This window comes from Streptomyces sp. NPDC079141, from assembly GCF_040686775.1.
Classification (GTDB): domain Bacteria; phylum Actinomycetota; class Actinomycetes; order Streptomycetales; family Streptomycetaceae; genus Streptomyces.
The window spans coordinates 774,195-791,651 of the sequence record NZ_JBFBLP010000003.1; the positions used below are offsets into that span (position 1 = coordinate 774,195).

Below are 17,457 nucleotides of genomic sequence, written 5' to 3' on the forward strand. Positions count from 1 at the left end.
GTACGGCCCTTGGTACCTGCGCGGCCAGGGTGTTCCCTGGAAGCGTCGGAGGAGGAGCCATGCGTACCGAGATCTCCACCTGGCACACGTCCCACCGGCTGCGGCGACCGACCCTCCTGGCTGCCGTGGCCCTCCTCGTGTCATCCGCGGCGGCCGCGTGCGGCAACGGCGACAGCGCCCCGGACACCACTCCCGGAACCGGCCGGCCCAGCGCGTCGAGCCCCGACGGCACCAACGGCGGCACCAACGGCGGCACAACCGGAGGCACTCCCACATCACCCGCCCCGGACGAGACCCGCACTCCTTCCGCGACGCCGTCCGGCCCCGGCGGCGAACCGCGCCAGGTGCGTACGGCGGTGTACTTCATGCAGGGTGAGAAGATCTCGCCCGCCCCGCGCACCGTGACCGCGCCCAGCACCGCCGCGAACGCCCTGCGAGCCCTGCTGGCCGGCCCCAATGGCTACGAACGCGGCCACGAGCACACCACCGCCATTCCCTCGGGCACGACGCTGAACTCCCTTGCCGTGCACCGGAAGGTGGCCACGGTGGACCTGTCCGGGCGCTACGACGACGGCGGCGGAAGCCTGTCGATGCGGGCCCGGCTCGCCCAGGTGGTGTTCACCGCGACCCGCTTCCCCGCCATCGAGAAGGTGCAGTTCGAGCTGGACGGCAAGCCGGTGACGGCCTTCGGCGGCGAGGGCGTCGTCCTCAACAAGCCCGTGGGCCGCGCCGACTTCGAGGACCTCGTGCCGCTCGTCCTGGTCGAGTCGCCGCTGATCGGCGACACCGTCCGCACGCCCGTACGGGTGTGGGGGAGCGCCAACACCTTCGAGGCGACGTTCCGGCTGAAGATCACCGATGCCGCGGGGCGCACGGCGGCGAGCGTCTACGGCCTGGCGACCTCGGGGAGCGGGACGCGGGGCACGTTCGACATGACCATCCCCTACCAGGCGACCCGCTCGGGTCCCGGCACGCTCACGGCGTGGTGGGACTCCCCCGAGGACGGTCATGCGGTCATCGAGGACGTCGTGCACCTGAACGTCAAGCGGTGATCGGAGGTCACGTCTCCAGCTTGAGCGAGAACCACGTCGTCTTCCCCTCGTCCGTGGGCTGCACCCCCCAACTGTCGGCCAGCGTGCGGACGAGGAGCAGGCCCCGCCCGGACTCCTCGTTCTCGGCCGCCTGCCGGGGCTGGGGGAGGTGCGGACTGCGGTCGCTGACCTCGACCGTGAGGTCGGTGGCGGTGCGTCGGGCGTGGAGGCCGAGCGGGCCTTCCGCATGCTGCACGGCGTTGGTCAGGATCTCGGACACCAGCAGCAGGGCGTCGTCCGCCGTCGCGGTGCAGTTCCAGTCGACGAGGGCCTTGCCGAGCAGCACGCGGCCGTCGGGCACGGCGGACGGCACGGCGGGGAACTCGGCGGCGAAGGTGGCCAGTGGCGGGGCGGGAAGCCGGGCCAGCAGCAGGGTGACGTCGTCGTTGTGGCTCTCGGGATCGGGCACCAGACCGGCCAGGAGATGGTCGGCCGCCGATTCGAGGCAGGACCGCTCGGTGAAGAACTCCTCCAGGAACGACGTGAGTTCGTGCAGTCTGCTCTCGATGTCGCTGTCGGGAGTCTCGATCAGGCCGTCGGTGTACAGGACCAGGCTCGCGCCCGCCGGTACGGCCGTGCAGGACTGCTGGTAGAGGACGCCGCCGACGCCGAGCGGGGCGTTGACGGGAGCGGGCAGTTGCCGCACCCCCTCGCCGGGCACGGCGACGAGCGTCGGCAGGTGCCCGGCCGAGCAGACGGTGACGGTGCCGGCGTCCGGCGCTATCACCAGATAGCAGCAGGTGACCAGTTGGTCGGGGACATCGAGGTCGGCGACACAGGCGTCCAGGGCCTGCATGAGCCGGCGCGGCTGGATGCCGGTCTTGGCCAGCGCGTGTGCCGCCGAGCGCAACTGGCCCATGACGGCGGCCGCTTCCAGGCCTCGCCCCATGACATCGCCGATCAGGACCCCGACCCGGCCGGCCCCCAGCGGGACCAGGTCGAACCAGTCGCCACCCACGCCGGCGCCCTGTGTCGCGGGCCGGTAGCGGCTCGCGGTGGCCAGCCCGGGGATGGCCGGCGGCGTGCCCATCAGGCTGCGTTGCAGGGTGAGGGCGATCCGCCGCTGCTGCTCGTACAGGGCGGTGAGTTCGGCCTCCGCCCGCTTGCGCTCACTGATGTCCCGCACGATGGCGCACGCCCCGACCACCGTGCCGTCCGTGTCCCGGGTCGGCCACAGCGTCACGTCGACGTCCAGCAGGTCACCGGACTTGGTGACGCGCAGCGTCTCGAAGCGCTCGACCTTCTCGCCCCGCCGCAGCCGCCGCAGCAGCGCCCTGACCTCGTCCCGGCACTGCGGCGGGGCGAGAAAGGACACGTGCCGGCCGATGGCCTCCTCGGCGGTGTAGCCGTAGAACTGCTGCGCCGCCGCGTTCCAGTACGTGATGCGTCCGTCGAGGGTCTTGGCGAGGATCGCGTCCTGTGACGACTCGACCAGCGCGGCGAGCTCGTTGATCCGCCGCTCGGCCGCCTTGCGGTCGCTGACGTCCCGGACGGCGGCCGACACCAGCAGCCCGTCCGGGGTCTGCAGCGGGCTGAGGCTGATCTCGACGGGGAACTCGGTGCCGTCCTTGCGCAGTCCGTGCAGCTCAAGACCGGCGCCCATCGGCCGCACCTGGCGGTTGGCGGAGTAGCCGGCGCGGTGCCGGGTGTGGTGGCCCTGGAAGCGGTGCGGTACGAGCAACTCGACGGGGTGGTCGAGCAGTTCCTCCCGGAGGTAGCCGAACAGGGCCTCGGTCTGGGCGTTGACGAGCTTGATGATCCCGGTGTCGTCGACGATGACCATGGCGTCCGGGGCGGCTTCCAGGAGGCTGCGGAAGCGCTCCTCGTCGGTCGCTCCGGCGGTCCGTACCGGTTCCGTCACGACGGTCTCGGTCATAGGCGCTCGACCCCCATCCTCAGTGGTGGAGCCATACCAGCGCCTTCGTGCCGCGTCCGCGCCCGGATGTCGTTTACTCTCCGTCCACGGGTCGATCCTGACCGCTGTCGGACCGGAACGTGGGCGGATCGAAGCGGCAGCGGGACCGTATTCCGGTGCCCGCCTCAGCGGTATGCCCACTGGGCCCCGGGAACAGGGCCGCTCGGCTCATGCCCCGCCCGCGCCCGTCGCCCACGCTGAGGAGAGGAGACGTACGCCCGCCACGACGGCCGCGCCCGTCGGCATGCGAGGAGACGCATCATGACGACCGCGATCACACCCCGGCTGACCAGGACGCTCTCCGCGGAATACCGCGGGCGTCTGATGGGCCTGGCCCACGAGGCGCGCTATCCGGCCGGCACCCGTCTGTTCGACGAGGGCTCCCGGGCCGGCCTCTTCTGGATCGTGCGGTCCGGCGCCGTGACTCTCGACGTGCGGCCCCCCGGCCGCCGTCCGGTCGCACTGGAGACGCTGGGCTGCGGCGAACTGCTCGGCTGGTCCTGGCTGTCCCCGTCGTACCGGTGGCGGTTCGGCGCGCAGACGGTGGGACCGGTGCACGCCCACGAGTTCCACGCCGCGGCCGTACGCCGGATGTGCGCGGACGATCCCGCGATGGGCCGCGCGGTCGCGCTGTGGGTCGCCGAGGCCGAGGCCCGGCGTCTGACGGCCACCCGCGCCCGCCTGCTCGACCTGGACACCCCCTACGGCAGCGAGACCCGGGCCTGACCCCCGTCCCGGCGCCGATCGCACCGGACCCTCGCCGGAGGACACCATGGACGCCACCCCCACCATCGTGAACGACGTGATGACCCACCGGGTCGTGGCCGTCCGGCGCGGGGCGGCGTTCAAGGACATCGTCAGGACCATGCGGCAGTGGCACGTCAGCGGCATGCCCGTCGTGGACGACGCGAATCGAGTGCTGGGCGTGGTCTCCGAGGCCGATCTGCTGGTGAAGGAGGAAGCCCACGGCGTCGGCCCCGGCCGGCCCGTCGGCCCGACCAAGGCCGGGGCGCGCACGGCCGTGGATCTGATGACGGCACTGGCCGTCACCGCCGACCCGTACGACACCCTGGCACGAGCCGCCCGGACCATGGCGCAGCACGGGATCAAACGGCTCCCCGTGGTCGACGAGAACGGCGTGCTGAAGGGCATCGTCAGCCGGGCCGACCTGCTGAAGGTGTTCCTGCGTGACGATGCCTCCATCGAGCGGGAGGTGCGCGGCGAGGTCGTCGCGTTCCTCTTCCCCGACGCGTCCGACGCCGTCCATGTGGAGGTCCACCAGGGGGTCGTACGGCTCACCGGGCGCGTGCGCAGTACGACGCTCGTGCCCGTCGCCGCACGCCTGGCGCGGGCCGTCGAGGGCGTGGTGGGCGTGGACTGCGAACTGCTGGGCCCGCGCCGCCGTCCCGCCCTGGACCCGGACCTCGCCGACGACGGCGCCGGGACGGGCACTGAGGGGCGCCGACCATGACCAGGACCAGGAAACGGTGGCTGTGGCGGTGGCGGCGCAACGCCCTGCGGCGCCGCAGCGACCGTGCGGAGGCCTGGATCGTGCTGGCCACCTGGGTGCTCGCCCTGCTGGGCGGCCTGGCCGCGGCACAGGCGACCGGGGCAGCGGTGGCCGACGGTCTCGCCGAGCGACGCGCCCGGGCACACCCGGTGTCCGCCGTGCTCACCGAGGACGCGCCCAAGACCCCGGTCACGACCGGAGAGGGTCTGACCGACAGCACGGTGTGGGCGAAGGTGCGCTGGACCGACGCCGACGGCGTCACACACACGGGCCGGGCGAGGACCGAGCCGGGCAGCGCGGCGGGCAGCACGGCCACCGTGTGGACCGACGCCGCGGGCACCCTGGTCGCCCCGCCGCCCAGCACCCTGGACCTGCGCTGGCAGCCGGTCCTGGTCGGCGCCTCGGTCGGTCTGATCGCCGCGGGCACGGCAGTCGGCTGCGGGCGGCTCGCCCGTATCTGCCTGGACCGGCGCCGCCTGCGGGACTGGGAGACGGAATGGGCCCGGATCGGCCCGCAGTGGCACAACAGGACGAACGGCTGACGCAGACGCGCGACGCAGCGCGCCGCCAGGGCCGACTGGGCCCTCGGCAGGACCGGTCGGCCCAGGCGCGCCCCTGCCCCGCGACGGGACCCTGAAAGTGGGACGAATTGAAGAGGAGGGTGACATGAGCGGCATGATCGAGCGGTTGCCCGGCTGGCCGATGCTTCCCGACCTGTTCGGCTGGGTCGAGGGCGGGTTCCCCGCTGCCCACACCATTCCGGGGACACACGGCATCCGCATCGAGGAGCACCTGACGGACGGAACGTACGTGCTGCGGGCCGAGCTTCCGGGCATCGACCCCGCGAAGGACGTCGAGATCACGATCACGGAGGGCCTGCTCACGCTGCGCGCCGAGCGCACCGAGGAGACCAAGGAGAAGCACCACACCGAGTTCCGCTACGGCACGTTCGCCCGCTCGGTCCAGCTGCCGGCCGGCGCCAAGGGCGAGGAGGCCACCGCGGAGTACAAGGACGGTGTCCTGACGATCACGGTTCCGGTGCCGGAGAAGAAGACGGGCACCAGGACCGTGCCGGTGCGGTCCGTCTGAGCGCCGTCGCGCGCCGAGCCGCACGCCGTGTGCGCGGCCGGGGAGACCCCCGGTCACGCACACGTTGCTGTCTGCCCGCCGTCCCTGAGGTCGGCCCGCGGTGTCACTGGAAGACGGCGTGGACCGCGCTCTCCGTGGCCGCGTGGGAGACCACGAGGATCTCGTCGCCCTCGCGCAGCCTGAGATCCGGCGCGGGGGGCAGCGGGTCACCGTCGCGAACGACCGTGGCGACCACGATGTCCGGCGGCACGGCGAGTTCCGCGAGCGTGCGGCCGACCGCACGCGAGTGCGCGCCGATGGTGGTCTCCAGCACATTCACCCCCGCCTTGCTCAACCGCAGCAGGGGCACCGTGTCGGTGGCGCTGGTGGCCTCCTCGACCAGCGAGACGAGCGGCGCGGCGGCCGGTACGGCGGTGTCGACGCCCCAGCGGGAGGTGAACAGCCAGGCGTTGTCCTCGTCGTTGACGCGGGCGATGACCCGGGCCACCCCGAACTGGCGCTTGGCGAGCAGGCTGATGACCAGGTTGTCCTCGTCCTCCCCGGTGGTGGCGACGACGAGGTCGGCACTGTGGGCGCCCGCGCCCTCCAGCACGCTCGGTTCGCAGGCGTCCCCGACACACAGCTCGACGGGCAGTCGACGGGCCCGGAGGTCGGCGACACGGTCCTCGTCCTGCTCGACGAGCACCACCTGGTTGCCGGCGCCGCCCAGCACCTGGGCGATCTGGGTGCCGAGGCGGCCCGCCCCGGCGACGATGACCTTCATGTGCCCAGCTCCTTGTCCAGGAAGCCGCGCAGCCGCCCCAGCGCGTCGGCGGCCACCGCGAACGTGACGAGGTCGTCCGACTCGGCGGCCGAGTGGGTGGTGGGCAGGAACGACCGGCCGCCGCGCGTCACCTCGACGACCCGGATCTCGCCGTCGACCTCCAGATCGCCCAGCCGCCGGCCGGTGAGGTAGTCGGGCAGCCGGGAGCGCAGCAGCAGCGTCTCGCCGTTGCCGAAGTGCAGTTCGGGGGTCAGATGGCGGTGCAGCAGCATCTGATGCAGCTGGTGCACCGTCCAGCGGACGCTGGCGATCGTCGGGATGCCGAGATCGCGGTAGATGTCGGCGCGCCGGGGGTCGTAGATACGGGCCAGCACGATCGGCACCCGGTAGGTCTCCTTCGCCGTGCGGGCGCTGACGATGTTGGTGTTGTCGCCGGAGGTGACGGCGACGAACGCGTCGGCGAGTTCGATGCCCGCGGCCTCCAGCAGGGTGCGGTTGAAGCCGTTGCCGTGCAGGACCTGGCCGCCGAAGCCCGCGGGCAGCAGCCGCCGGGTCCCCGGGTCGCGGTCGATGACCCGGACGTCGTGGCCCTCGGCCACGAGTTGCGAGGCCAGGGCGGAACCGACCCGGCCGCAGCCCACCACGATGACTCTCATGGCGCTGCCTCCTTCTCCCTCTCGATGGTGGCCGGGGTGCGGCGCACCCACCACTTGCGGGCCTCCTCCGCGGCCAGCAGCAGAACCCCGAAGCAGACCAGGACGGCCCAGTCCGTGAGCGCGAGGGGCGCGGTGTTGAACACCTCCTGGAGCGGGGGCGCGTAGCTGATGGCGGCCATCAGGCCGATGCCGAAGCAACCGGCCGCGATCAGCCGGGGGTTGGAGAACAACCCGGTACTGAACACGCTCAGCCGGTCGGTGCGCACGGCCAGGGCGTTGAAGAACTGGCCGACCACGATCGCCGCCTGGGTGAGCGTGATGGCCTTGCGGTAGGCGGGATCGTCGGCGGTGAAGTCGTCGTAGGGGATCCCGGAGGAGTTCACCTGCCAGAAGAACACGGTGCACACGCCGATCGACATCACGGTCCCCAGGAAGAGGAAGCGACGCACGAGTGCGGCGGAGAACAGCCGCTCGCGGCGGGCGCGGGGCGGCCGGTCCATGGTGTCCCGCTCGGGCGGCTCCGCGCCGAGGGCCAGCGCCGGGAGCACGTCGGAGCCGAGGTCGATGGCGAGGATCTGCACGGCCGTCAGCGGCACCAGCGGGAAACCGGCGAACGCCGCGGCGAGGATCGGCACCAGCTCGGCGATGTTGTGGCTGAACAGATAGGCGAGGAACTTGCGGATGTTGCGGTAGACGGACCGGCCCAGCTCCACCGCGGCGGTGATGGAGGCGAACGAGTCGTCGAGCAGCACCATCTCGGACGCCTCCCGGGCCACGTCCGTGCCGCCGGCGCCCATGGCCACGCCGATGTCGGCGTGCTTGAGCGCCGGCGCGTCGTTCGCCCCGTCCCCGGTGACCGCGACGACCTCGCCCCGGGCCTGGAGCGCCGTCACGACCCGCATCTTGTGCTCCGGACTGACCCGGCACAGCAGCAGCTGCCCCGGCGCCGAGACCAGCTTGTCGAGCGCGGCCCCGTCCATGGTGTCCAGTTCGGAGCCGGTCACCACCGTGGGGGAGGGGTCGGTGACGATGCCGACGCGGCGCGCGACCGCCTCCGCCGTCAGCGGGTGGTCCCCGGTCAGCATCACGATCCGGATCCCGGCCCGGTGACAGGCCCGCACGGCGGCGGACACCTCGGCCCTGGGCGGGTCGAGCATGCCGATCAGACCCAGGAACGTCAGGCCGCACTCGGCCCGTTGCGCATCCGCCGGCACGTCCTGCACCCCTCGCACGGCGACGCCCAGGACGCGCAGTCCACCGCCGGCCATCGCGTCGTCGGCGGCGGCAACGGTGGCCCGCAGCTCCTCGGTGAGCGGCCGCACGGTCCCGTCGAGCCGTATCCGGGTGCAGCGGGCGAGCAGCTCCTGCGGCGCGCCCTTGACGCACAGGACCGCTCCCTCGGGGCCGCGGTGGACCGTGCTCATCAGCTTGCGCACGGCGTCGAAGGGGAACTCCCCGATCCGCGGGGCGGCTTCCCGCTCCGCGGCCAGGTCCAGGCCGGCCTTGGCGGCCGCGACGAGGATCGCGCCCTCCGTGGTGTCGCCGAGCACCCGCCAGCCCGCGGATCCGGCCGGCGGCACCAGCCGGGCGTCCGCGCACAGCGCCGCGCTGCGCAGCAGGTCACGGACGGGCCCCGCGTCGGCCACCTCGCCGACCGGGGCGTAGCCGACCCCCGAGACCTCGTGCCAGGTCAGCTCGGCCCAGACGCGGGTGACGGTCATCTCGGCCTGGGTGAGGGTGCCGGTCTTGTCGGTACAGATGACGGTGGTGGAACCCAGCGCCTCCACCGCGAGCAGGCGCTTGACGAGGGCCTGGCGGCGCGCCATCCGCCGGACGCCGATGGCCAGCGACACGGACAGCGTCGCCGGCAGCCCTTCCGGCACCATCGCGACCATCACGCCGAGCGCGAAGACGAAGGCCGACACCACGGGCTGTCCCGTCTGCAGGCGCAGCGCGAACACGCCCGCCCCGATCGCGACCGCCAGCCCCGACACGCGCCGCGCCATCACGGCCACCTCGCGCTGAAGCGGCGTCTTCTGCCGCGGCGCCGCGTCGGTGAGCCGGAAGATCCGGCCGAACTCGGTGGCCGCGCCGGTCGCGTGGACGACCGCCTTGCCCGACCCGGAGACCACCGTGGTGCCCATGAAGACGCAGTTGCGGGACTCCAGGGCGGTGGCCGCGGCACTCGGCTCCGTCACCCGGCCGACGGCCGAACTCTCCCCGGTCAGCGATGCGTTGTTCACCGACAGACCGTGCGCCTCGACAACCCGGCAGTCCGCGGACACCGCGTCCCCGGCCTCCAGCACGACGAGATCGCCGGACACCAGGTCACCCGAGGGCAGCTCCAGCCGCTCCCCGTCCCGCAGCACCTGACAGGTGTGCGGAACCATGGCCTGAAGCGTCTGCGCGGTCCGCTCGGCCGAGTACTCCTGGGCGAACCCGATCACGGCGTTGAGCACGACCACGCCCAGGATCGCGAAGGCCAGCTGGAGATTGCCCGGATCATGCGGGTCCTGAAGGGCGTAGGCGAGGAACGTCAGGGCCGACGCGGCGAGCAGGACGACCGCGAACAGATCGGTGAACTGGGCCGCGAACCGCCGCCACAGCCCCTTGCGGCGGGGACGGGGCAACTCGTTGGGCCCGTACCGCGCCCGCCGCAGGGCCGCCTCCCTGGCGGACAGCCCGCGCGGGGAAGTGTCGAACGCGCCGAACACCTCGTGCGGGCGCAGCCGCTGGACCGGCACGGACGAGGCGCCCGGCGGTACCTCCGCCGCACGGGCGGAGTCCGTCGGAACGCCGGCGACGAGGTGACCTGGCACGGGACCCCCAGTGCGTACGACGACTCCGGCTTCCAGGCTCCGCCGGGGCCGACGGGCGGGCCATGGGCCACCCGGGCCGCGCGAGGGGCGGACCGGCCCACCGCCGACGACGGGACCGTTCGGCCCTTGGCGCCGTCCCGTCGGCGGCAGCACGGTGGAAGACGTGATCGAGCGCGCGAGCCCCGCGGACCGGGCCTTCCTGGCGATGGACACCGGGGAGGTGCCCGAGCAGTTCGGCGTCGTGCTGCTGCTCGGCGAAAGCGCGGGCGGCCCGGTCACACCCGAACACGTCCTCAAGATGATCGCCGAGCGCGTACCGGCGGTGCCGCGGCTGCGCCGGCGCCTGATGGACGTGCCCCTCGGATGCGGCGGGCCGGTCTGGACCGACGATCCGTCGTTCGACCCGCGCCACCACGTCCGCACGGTGCGCTGCGCGCCGCCGGGCGACGAACAGGCACTGCTGGACACGGCCCTGTCGGTGATCGTGCGCCCGCTGCCGCGCAGCGCACCGCTGTGGTCGGCGACCCTGGTCACGGATGTCGCCGGGAGCGCGGGCGCCCTGGTGCTCGTCCTGCACCACGCCCTCGCCGACGGGGTCGGCGGGCTCGCGGTGCTGACCCGTCTCGTCGACGCGCCGGAACCCGGGCCCGAGGCGGCCTTCCCCCGCCCGGCGCCCGGCAGGGCGGCACTGGCCCGCGACGCGCTGCACACCCGTCTGGCGGCGCCGCGCCGTGCCCTCGCCTCAGGGCGTCAGCTGCGTGCCTCCCTGGGCGCCGGAGGCGGACTGCGACCCCCGCGGGCCGCCCCGACCTCCCTGAACCGGCGCACGGGACCGCGCCGCCGGCTCGGCGCGGTCCACACCGACCTCGCCGCGGTGCGGGACGCCGCCCACCGGCACGGCGCAAGTGTCAACGACGCCGTCCTGGTCGCGGTCGCGGGCGCACTGCGCCGGGTGCTCGTGGGCAGGGGGGAATCCCCCGACGCGTTCGTCATCACCGTGCCGGTGTCCGGCCGCCGACCGGAGGCGGACAGCGCCCTGGGCAACATGGTCAGCCCCATGCTGGTGTCCGTGCCGGCCGTCGGCGCCGTACCCGAGCGGCTGCGGCTGGTGTCGGCGCGGGTCCGCGCGCACCGGGCGGCCGCCACCGGGCCGGCCCCGATCGCGGTGCTGGGCTGGCTGTTCCGGCCGCTGGCGCGGCTGGGCGGCTACCGCTGGTACATGAACCACCAGCACCGCTTCCACACCCTGGTGACCCACGTGCGCGGCCCCGCCGAGCAGGTCGCCTTCGGCGGCATCCCGGTCGTCTGCGCCGTCCCGGTCACCGTCGGCGACGGAGGCAACGTCCCCGTCCACTTCGAGGTCCTCTCCTACGCCGGCACCCTCACCCTCGCCGCGACGGCCGACCCCGACGGCTTCCCCGAGCTCACCGAACTGACCGAGGCCCTCTCCACCGAGCTGGACCTGGTCACCCGGTACCGCGACGCCGACTGCTCGTGACCCCCGGCCCCCGGACGGGGACGTTCGGCCCAGTGCCCGCGCCGCGCCCCGGGCGGGATGGTCGAAAGAGGCCCTCCGGCTGCTCGTCGGCCCCACGGGAAGGGGATGCCATGCCTTGGGAGACCGTCCGCAAGGAGACTCCGCCTCGGGTACCCCCCAACCTGGACGACTACGAGAAGGCGTACGAGGCCTTCTCCTGGGCCCGGGCCCGCACCAAGCTCCACGGACTGCCGGGCGGACGAGGACTGAACATCGCGTACGAGGCCGTCGACCGGCACGCCGCATCCGACCACGGGGCAACGGTGGCGCTGCGCTGCGTGGGCCGCGACGACTCCGTGACCACCGTGACGTACCGCGAACTGGCCCGCTCCACCGACCGGTTCGCCAATGTGCTGCGCACGCTCGGCGTCGGACGCGGCGATCGCGTCGTCACCCTGCTGGGACGCTGCCCGGAGCTGTACACCGTGGTCCTGGGCACGCTGAAGAACACCAGCGTCCTGTGCCCCCTGTTCTCCGCCTTCGGACCGGACCCCGTCGCCCAGCGGCTGCAGCTGAGCAGCGCCCGGGTGCTGGTCACCACGGCGGACCTGTACCGCAGGAAGGTCGCCGCCCGCAGGGCGGACTTCGACGAGCTGAAGCACGTGCTGATCGTCGGGGAGGGCGCCGAGGAATTCCCCGGCACCGTCGCGTTCGACGCGCTCATGGCGCAGGCGCCCGACACTTTCACCATCCCGCCGACCTCGCCGGACGACATGGCCCTGCTGCACTTCACCAGCGGCACCACGGGCACCCCCAAGGGCGCCGTCCATGTCCACGGGGCTGCCGTCGCGCACTACACGACCGCGCACTACGCCCTCGACCTGCACCCGGACGACGTGTTCTGGTGCACCGCCGACCCCGGCTGGGTCACCGGCATGTCGTACGGCATCGTCGCCCCGCTCATGCACGGCATCACGCTCGTCGTGGACGAGGGCGACTACGACGCCCGCCGCTGGTACCGGATCCTCGCCGAGCAGCGGGTCAGCGTCTGGTACACGGCGCCGACGGCACTGCGGATGCTGATGCGCACGACACCGCGGACCGGGCCGTACGACCTGCCCGCCTCCTTCGACCTGAGCGCCCTGCGCTTCATCGCCTCCGTCGGCGAGCCGCTCAACCCGGAAGCCGTCCTGTGGGGGCGTGACGTCCTCGGGCTGCCCGTGCACGACAACTGGTGGCAGACCGAGACCGGCGCCATCATGATCGCCAACTTCGCGGCCTGCGACATCCGCCCCGGCTCGATGGGGCGCCCGCTGCCCGGGGTGGAGGCCGCCGTGCTGCGGCGCGGGGAGGACGGCCGCGCCGAGGTCGTCGACGGGCATGTCGTTGTGCTGGACGAGCCGGACACCGAGGGCGAGCTGGCGCTTCGGCCGGGCTGGCCGTCGATGTTCCACGGCTATCTGAACGACGAGGAGCGGTCCCGGGCGGCCTTCGCCGGGGGCTGGTACCTCACCGGTGACCTGGTGCGGCGCGACGCGGACGGCTGGTACTGGTTCGTCGGACGCGCGGACGACGTCATCAAGTCCGCCGGGCACCTCATCGGGCCCTTCGAAGTGGAGAGCGCCCTGATGGAGCACTCGGCGGTCGCCGAGGCCGGGGTGATCGGACGGCCCGATCCCGTCGCCGGGAACATCGTCAAGGCGTTCGTGACCCTGCGGCCCGGCTTCGAGCCGACCGTCGCCACCCGGCAGGAACTGCTGGCCTTCGCCCGCCGCCGGCTCGGCCCGGCCGTCGCGCCCCGCGAGATCGCCTTCGACCAGCACCTGCCGCACACCCGCAGCGGGAAGGTCATGCGCCGCCTGCTGCGCGCACGCGAACTCGGCCTGCCCGAGGGCGACATCTCCACCCTGGAGGGAACGGAGGGGTCCGCATGAGCACCACCCGTGCCGCGCGCAGGACCGGCGCCCGGCAACAGGCCGCGCACCAACTGGCCCTGTTCGGCGCCATGCTGCGCATCCGCCGCTTCGAGGAACGCTGCGTGGAGCTGTACAGCGCCGCGCGCATCCGCGGCTTCATGCACCTCTACATCGGCGAGGAGGCCGTCGCCGTCGGCGTCAACGAGGCGCTCACCGAGGACGACGCGGTCGTGTCCACCTACCGCGAACACGGACACGCGCTCGCCCGCGGGGTCCCCGCCGACGCGATCATGGCGGAGATGTTCGGCAGGGCGACCGGGTGCAGCCGGGGCCGGGGCGGTTCCATGCACCTGTTCGACGCGAGCCGCCACTTCTACGGCGGCAACGCCATCGTCGGCGGCGGGCTCCCGCTCGCCGCCGGACTCGCCCTCGCCGACCGCATGACCGGCCGGCAGCGCGTCACCTGCTGCTTCTTCGGCGACGGGGCCTTCGCCGAGGGCGAGTTCCACGAGACGGCCAACCTGGCCGCCCTGTGGGGGCTGCCCCTGCTGTTCGTCTGCGAGAACAACCTGTACGCGATGGGCACCGCCCTGCCACGCCACCAGGCCCAGACCGACCTGGCGATGCGCGCCGCCTCCTACGGCATGGTCTCCTGGGCCGTCGACGGCATGGACGTTCTGGCCGTCGAGGACGCCGCCCGGCGCGCCGCCGAGGGCATCCGGGCCGGAACCGGGCCGCACTTCCTGGAGATGCGCACCTACCGCTTCCGCGCCCACTCGATGTACGACTCCGACCGCTACCGCGAGAAGGCCGAGATCGAGCAGTGGAAGGAACGCGACCCGGTCGACCGGTTCGCCGAGCGGTTGCGCGAGCACGCCGGGCTGACCGACAAGGCCCTTGCCGAGCTGGAGAAGCGGGTGAGCGCCGAGATCGACGCGGCGGTCGACACCGCCGAGAAGGCGCCCGAGGAGCCGGTCGCCGACCTGCTGCGATACGTCACGAGCCCCGCGGAGGAGGCGAGCTGACCATGGCCACCACCGGCGATCCCGCCGAACGCAAGACGACGTACCGGGAAGCCCTGCGCGACGCCCTGCGCGAGGCGCTCGGCGCCGACGAGCGGGTGTTCCTGATGGGCGAGGACGTGGGCCGCTACGGCGGCTGCTTCGGCGTCAGCCTCGGCCTGCTGGAGGAGTTCGGGCCCGAACGGGTCAGGGACGCGCCGCTGTCGGAGTCCGCGTTCGTCGGCGCGGGCATCGGCGCCGCCCTGGCGGGCATGCGTCCGATCGTCGAGATCATGACGGTCAACTTCAGCCTGCTCGCCCTCGACCAGATCCTGAACAACGCCGCCACGCTGCTGCACATGTCGGGCGGACAGCTGCCGGTCCCGGTCGTGATCCGGATGACCACCGGCGCCGGACGGCAGCTCGCGGCCCAGCACTCCCACAGCCTGGAGGGCTGGTACGCGCACATCCCCGGCCTCAGGGTGCTGGCACCGGCGACCATCGCCGACGCCCGCCACATGCTGGCCCCGGCGCTGGCCGACCCCGACCCGGTGCTGATCTTCGAGCACGGCGGTCTCTACAACACCTCCGGCGACCTCCCGGCCGACGCGGGCCCGGTCGACCTCGACCACGCCGCGATCCGCCGCCCCGGCACGGACGTCACCCTGGTCGCCTACGGCGGCTCGCTGCCCAAGGCACTGGCCGCCGCCGACGAATTGGCGACCGGCGGCATCAGCACGGAGGTCGTCGACCTGCGCACGCTCCGCCCCCTCGACGACTCCACCATCGGCGGCTCGGTCGCCCGCACGCACCGCGCCGTCCTCGTCGACGAGGCCTGGCGCAGCGGCAGCCTGGCCGCGGAGATCTCCGCCCGGCTGACCGAGCAGCACTTCTACGACCTCGACGCCCCCGTCGAGCGCGTGTGCAGCGCCGAAGTGCCGATGCCGTACGCGCGCCGGCTGGAGGAGGCGGCGCTGCCCCAGGTCGCCGGGATCGTCGCGGCCGCCCGCCGCACGGTCGGCCTGCTCCCGGCAGCGGGGAAGGCAGGCTGAGATGGCCGAGTTCACGATGCCGTCCCTCGGCGCGGACATGGACGAAGGACTGTTGGTGGAGTGGCTCGTCCACTCCGGCGACAAGGTGAGCAAGGGCGACGTGGTCGCGGTCGTGGAGACCGACAAGGCGGCCATCGAGGTCGAGTGCTTCGAGTCGGGCACCGTGGGGAAGCTGCTCGTCGAGCCCGGAACGCGCGTGCCGGTGGGGGCACCGCTCGCGGTGATCGAGAGCGGGACAAGCGCCGCGCGAGAGGGCGGCGGACCTGCCGGGCGGACCGCGGAAGCAACACCGACCCGGGAGCCTGCGGAGGCTGAGCGGGACCGGGAGCCTGCGGAGGCTGAGCGGGGCCGTGAGGTTGCGGAAGCCGCGCGGCTCGGTGAGGCCGGGGAGAGCGTGCCGGTTCGTGAGGCTGCGGCCGACGTGGGTGCGGGGGAGGCTGCGCGGGTCGGCGAGGTGGTGGAAGCGGTGCGGGACCGTGCGGCCGTCGAGGCCGGGGAGAGCGTGCCGGTTCGTGAGGCTGCCGCCGGTGCGCGTGCCGTGGCGGGCGCCGAGCCCGGGAAGGGTGCGGTGGAGCGGGCTGTTCCCGCGGCGGCCGAGCCGGTTGTCGCGGCGCTGCGACAGGAAGGGAGCGCGGGGTCCGCCCCGGCGGACGAGCGGCCCGAGCCGCCCCAGGAGCCCGTACGCGCCCGCGGTCGCCGGAAGCCGACGGCCGAGGAGCCCGTACGCGCCCGCGGACGTCGGAAGCCGGCCCGGGAACCCGGGCCCGCGCCGGTCGTCCCCGCTACCACCGCACCTCCCGAGCTCGCCGCCGAGGCGAAACCGGTTGCGGCGGTCGGGCCGCTGGTGCGGCACCTCGCGGCGGAGCGCGGCGTCGATCTGGGAACCGTGCACGGGACCGGGCGCGGGGGTCGGATCACACGCGCCGATGTCGAGCACGCGCCGCCCGCCCCCCGGCCCCGGCCGCGGGTCACCCCGTACGCCCGGCGGCTCGCCCGTGAACTCGGCGTGGACCTGGCCGAGGTGCGGGGCAGCGGGGAGGGCGGAGCCGTACGGGCGGCGGACGTCCACGCGGCCGTACGCGAGCGCAGCCGTCCCGGACCCCAGGTGGACCACGAGCTCCGGGCGGACCGAACGCCCCGGGCGGACCGAGCGCCCCTCGACCGTCCGCCCCGCGCGGAGGCGCCCCGCGCCGCCGCGGCCGCCGACCGCGCCGCCGCCATGCGCCGCGCCATCGCCGAGCTCATGGCCCGCTCCAAGCGGGAGATCCCGCACTACTACCTGTCCGCCACCGTCGACCTCGCCGCCGCCGAGGCCTGGCTGCGCCGGCGCAACCGCGGCCGCCCGCCCTCCGACCGGCTGGTCCCCGCGGCGCTGCTGCTGAAGGCCGCGGCCGTCGCCGCCCGTGACGTACCGCAGCTCAACGGCTTCTGGGAGAACGACGCGTTCACACCCGGCACCGGCGTGCACCTCGGCGTCGCCGTGTCCCTGCGCGACGGCGGTCTGCTGATGCCGGTGATCCACGACGCCGACACCCTCACCCCCGAGGATCTGATGGCCGCGCTCAAGGACCTGGTCCGGCGCGCCCGGCTCGGCAGGCTGCGCGGCAGCGAACTGTCCGGCGCTACCCTCACCGTGACCAACCTGGGCGACCAGGGGGTGGAGTCCGTCCTGGGCGTCATCTACCCGCCCCAGGTGGCACTGGTCGGCTTCGGCGCCGTGGTCGAACGGCCCTGGGCCGCGGACGGGATGCTCGGCGTCCGCCCCGTCGTGACCGCCACCCTGTCCGCCGACCACCGGGCCACCGACGGCGCCGTCGGCGCGCGGTACCTCACGGCGGTCGACCGACTGCTTCAGAAACCGGAGGAGTTGTGAACCAGATGAAGCCCCTGAACGCCGCCGAGGCGCGGACCGCGGTCGAGGAGTCCATCCTCCGGATCATCCCCGACGCCGACTTCACCCGGGTCGGTCCGCACGACAAGTTCCGCGACGTCCTGGAACTCGACTCGCTCGACTTCCTGAGCCTGGTGGAGCTGCTGGTGCAGCGCACCGGCATCCCGATCGACGAGGACGACTACCCCCGGCTCACCACCTTTGCGGACACCGTGGAGTTCCTGGTCGACAGGTCGGGCTAGACGGCCCGGACAGCACTGCGGCGGCCCCTTCGCGG

The 17,457-nt window shown here is 73.5% G+C and carries 15 protein-coding genes; 11 read left to right on the forward strand and 4 right to left on the reverse strand.

The window, feature by feature from the left end; all coding sequences use genetic code 11:
- Positions 1 to 59: 59 nt before the first annotated feature.
- Positions 60 to 1,052 carry a GerMN domain-containing protein gene (locus AB0Q90_RS13245; RefSeq protein ID WP_363161925.1) on the forward strand — a complete coding sequence of 331 codons (993 nt, stop codon included), beginning with the start codon at positions 60 to 62 and terminating at the stop codon, positions 1,050 to 1,052.
- A gap of 7 nt (positions 1,053 to 1,059) precedes the next feature.
- Here AB0Q90_RS13245 and AB0Q90_RS13250 read toward each other — a convergent pair whose 3' ends face one another.
- The gene (locus AB0Q90_RS13250; RefSeq protein WP_363161926.1) at positions 1,060 to 2,967 is read right to left on the reverse strand and encodes a PAS domain S-box protein; all 1,908 of its coding nucleotides are present in this window, start codon (positions 2,965 to 2,967) and stop codon (positions 1,060 to 1,062) included.
- Positions 2,968 to 3,267: 300 nt separating this feature from the next.
- On the opposite strand from AB0Q90_RS13250, the gene AB0Q90_RS13255 reads away from it, so the two are divergent.
- From AB0Q90_RS13255 to AB0Q90_RS13270, 4 genes are all read left to right on the forward strand, one after another.
- Entirely contained in the window at positions 3,268 to 3,732 is a 465-nt protein-coding gene (locus AB0Q90_RS13255; protein WP_363161927.1) for a cyclic nucleotide-binding domain-containing protein, read from the forward strand.
- Between the two features lie 46 nt (positions 3,733 to 3,778).
- Complete coding sequence (locus AB0Q90_RS13260; RefSeq protein ID WP_363161928.1) at positions 3,779 to 4,477, forward strand: CBS domain-containing protein; 699 nt, start codon at positions 3,779 to 3,781, stop codon at positions 4,475 to 4,477.
- Positions 4,474 to 5,058, forward strand: coding sequence for a hypothetical protein (locus AB0Q90_RS13265; RefSeq protein ID WP_363161929.1), 585 nt, complete (start codon positions 4,474 to 4,476; stop codon positions 5,056 to 5,058). The genes AB0Q90_RS13260 and AB0Q90_RS13265 overlap by 4 nt, the downstream gene beginning before the upstream one ends.
- Before the next feature lie 124 nt (positions 5,059 to 5,182).
- Positions 5,183 to 5,605, forward strand: a complete 423-nt coding sequence (locus AB0Q90_RS13270; protein WP_363161930.1) for an Hsp20/alpha crystallin family protein — start codon at positions 5,183 to 5,185, stop codon at positions 5,603 to 5,605.
- Positions 5,606 to 5,708: 103 nt separating this feature from the next.
- Here the strand turns inward: AB0Q90_RS13270 and AB0Q90_RS13275 are convergent, their stop codons facing one another.
- Genes AB0Q90_RS13275 through AB0Q90_RS13285 form a run of 3 tightly spaced genes read right to left on the reverse strand, consistent with a single transcriptional unit; the run spans position 5,709 to position 9,843 of the window.
- Positions 5,709 to 6,368, reverse strand: a complete 660-nt coding sequence (locus AB0Q90_RS13275) for a TrkA family potassium uptake protein (RefSeq protein WP_363161931.1) — start codon at positions 6,366 to 6,368, stop codon at positions 5,709 to 5,711.
- Positions 6,365 to 7,024, reverse strand: coding sequence for a TrkA family potassium uptake protein (locus AB0Q90_RS13280; protein WP_363161932.1), 660 nt, complete (start codon positions 7,022 to 7,024; stop codon positions 6,365 to 6,367). The genes AB0Q90_RS13275 and AB0Q90_RS13280 overlap by 4 nt, the downstream gene beginning before the upstream one ends.
- On the reverse strand, positions 7,021 to 9,843 hold the full coding sequence (locus tag AB0Q90_RS13285; RefSeq protein WP_363161933.1) for a cation-transporting P-type ATPase: 2,823 nt from the start codon (positions 9,841 to 9,843) through the stop codon (positions 7,021 to 7,023). The genes AB0Q90_RS13280 and AB0Q90_RS13285 overlap by 4 nt, the downstream gene beginning before the upstream one ends.
- A gap of 163 nt (positions 9,844 to 10,006) precedes the next feature.
- Here AB0Q90_RS13285 and AB0Q90_RS13290 point away from each other — a divergent pair, with 163 nt between their 5' ends.
- The 6 genes from AB0Q90_RS13290 (at position 10,007) to AB0Q90_RS13315 (ending at position 17,422) form a co-directional block, all read left to right on the forward strand.
- Complete coding sequence (locus tag AB0Q90_RS13290; RefSeq protein ID WP_363161934.1) at positions 10,007 to 11,341, forward strand: wax ester/triacylglycerol synthase domain-containing protein; 1,335 nt, start codon at positions 10,007 to 10,009, stop codon at positions 11,339 to 11,341.
- Between the two features lie 110 nt (positions 11,342 to 11,451).
- On the forward strand, positions 11,452 to 13,254 hold the full coding sequence (gene acsA / locus AB0Q90_RS13295) for an acetate--CoA ligase (RefSeq protein ID WP_363161935.1): 1,803 nt from the start codon (positions 11,452 to 11,454) through the stop codon (positions 13,252 to 13,254).
- Positions 13,251 to 14,261, forward strand: coding sequence for a pyruvate dehydrogenase (acetyl-transferring) E1 component subunit alpha (pdhA, locus tag AB0Q90_RS13300; RefSeq protein ID WP_363161936.1), 1,011 nt, complete (start codon positions 13,251 to 13,253; stop codon positions 14,259 to 14,261). Before acsA ends, pdhA begins: the two co-directional genes overlap by 4 nt.
- A 2-nt stretch (positions 14,262 to 14,263) precedes the next feature.
- Complete coding sequence (locus tag AB0Q90_RS13305) at positions 14,264 to 15,289, forward strand: alpha-ketoacid dehydrogenase subunit beta (protein ID WP_363161937.1); 1,026 nt, start codon at positions 14,264 to 14,266, stop codon at positions 15,287 to 15,289.
- A gap of 1 nt (position 15,290) precedes the next feature.
- A complete protein-coding gene (locus AB0Q90_RS13310; RefSeq protein ID WP_363161938.1) occupies positions 15,291 to 17,162 on the forward strand; it encodes a 2-oxo acid dehydrogenase subunit E2 in 1,872 nt (623 codons plus the stop codon).
- A 5-nt stretch (positions 17,163 to 17,167) separates the two neighbouring features.
- The gene (locus tag AB0Q90_RS13315) at positions 17,168 to 17,422 is read left to right on the forward strand and encodes a phosphopantetheine-binding protein (protein ID WP_363161939.1); all 255 of its coding nucleotides are present in this window, start codon (positions 17,168 to 17,170) and stop codon (positions 17,420 to 17,422) included.
- The last annotated feature ends 35 nt before the right edge of the window (positions 17,423 to 17,457 follow it).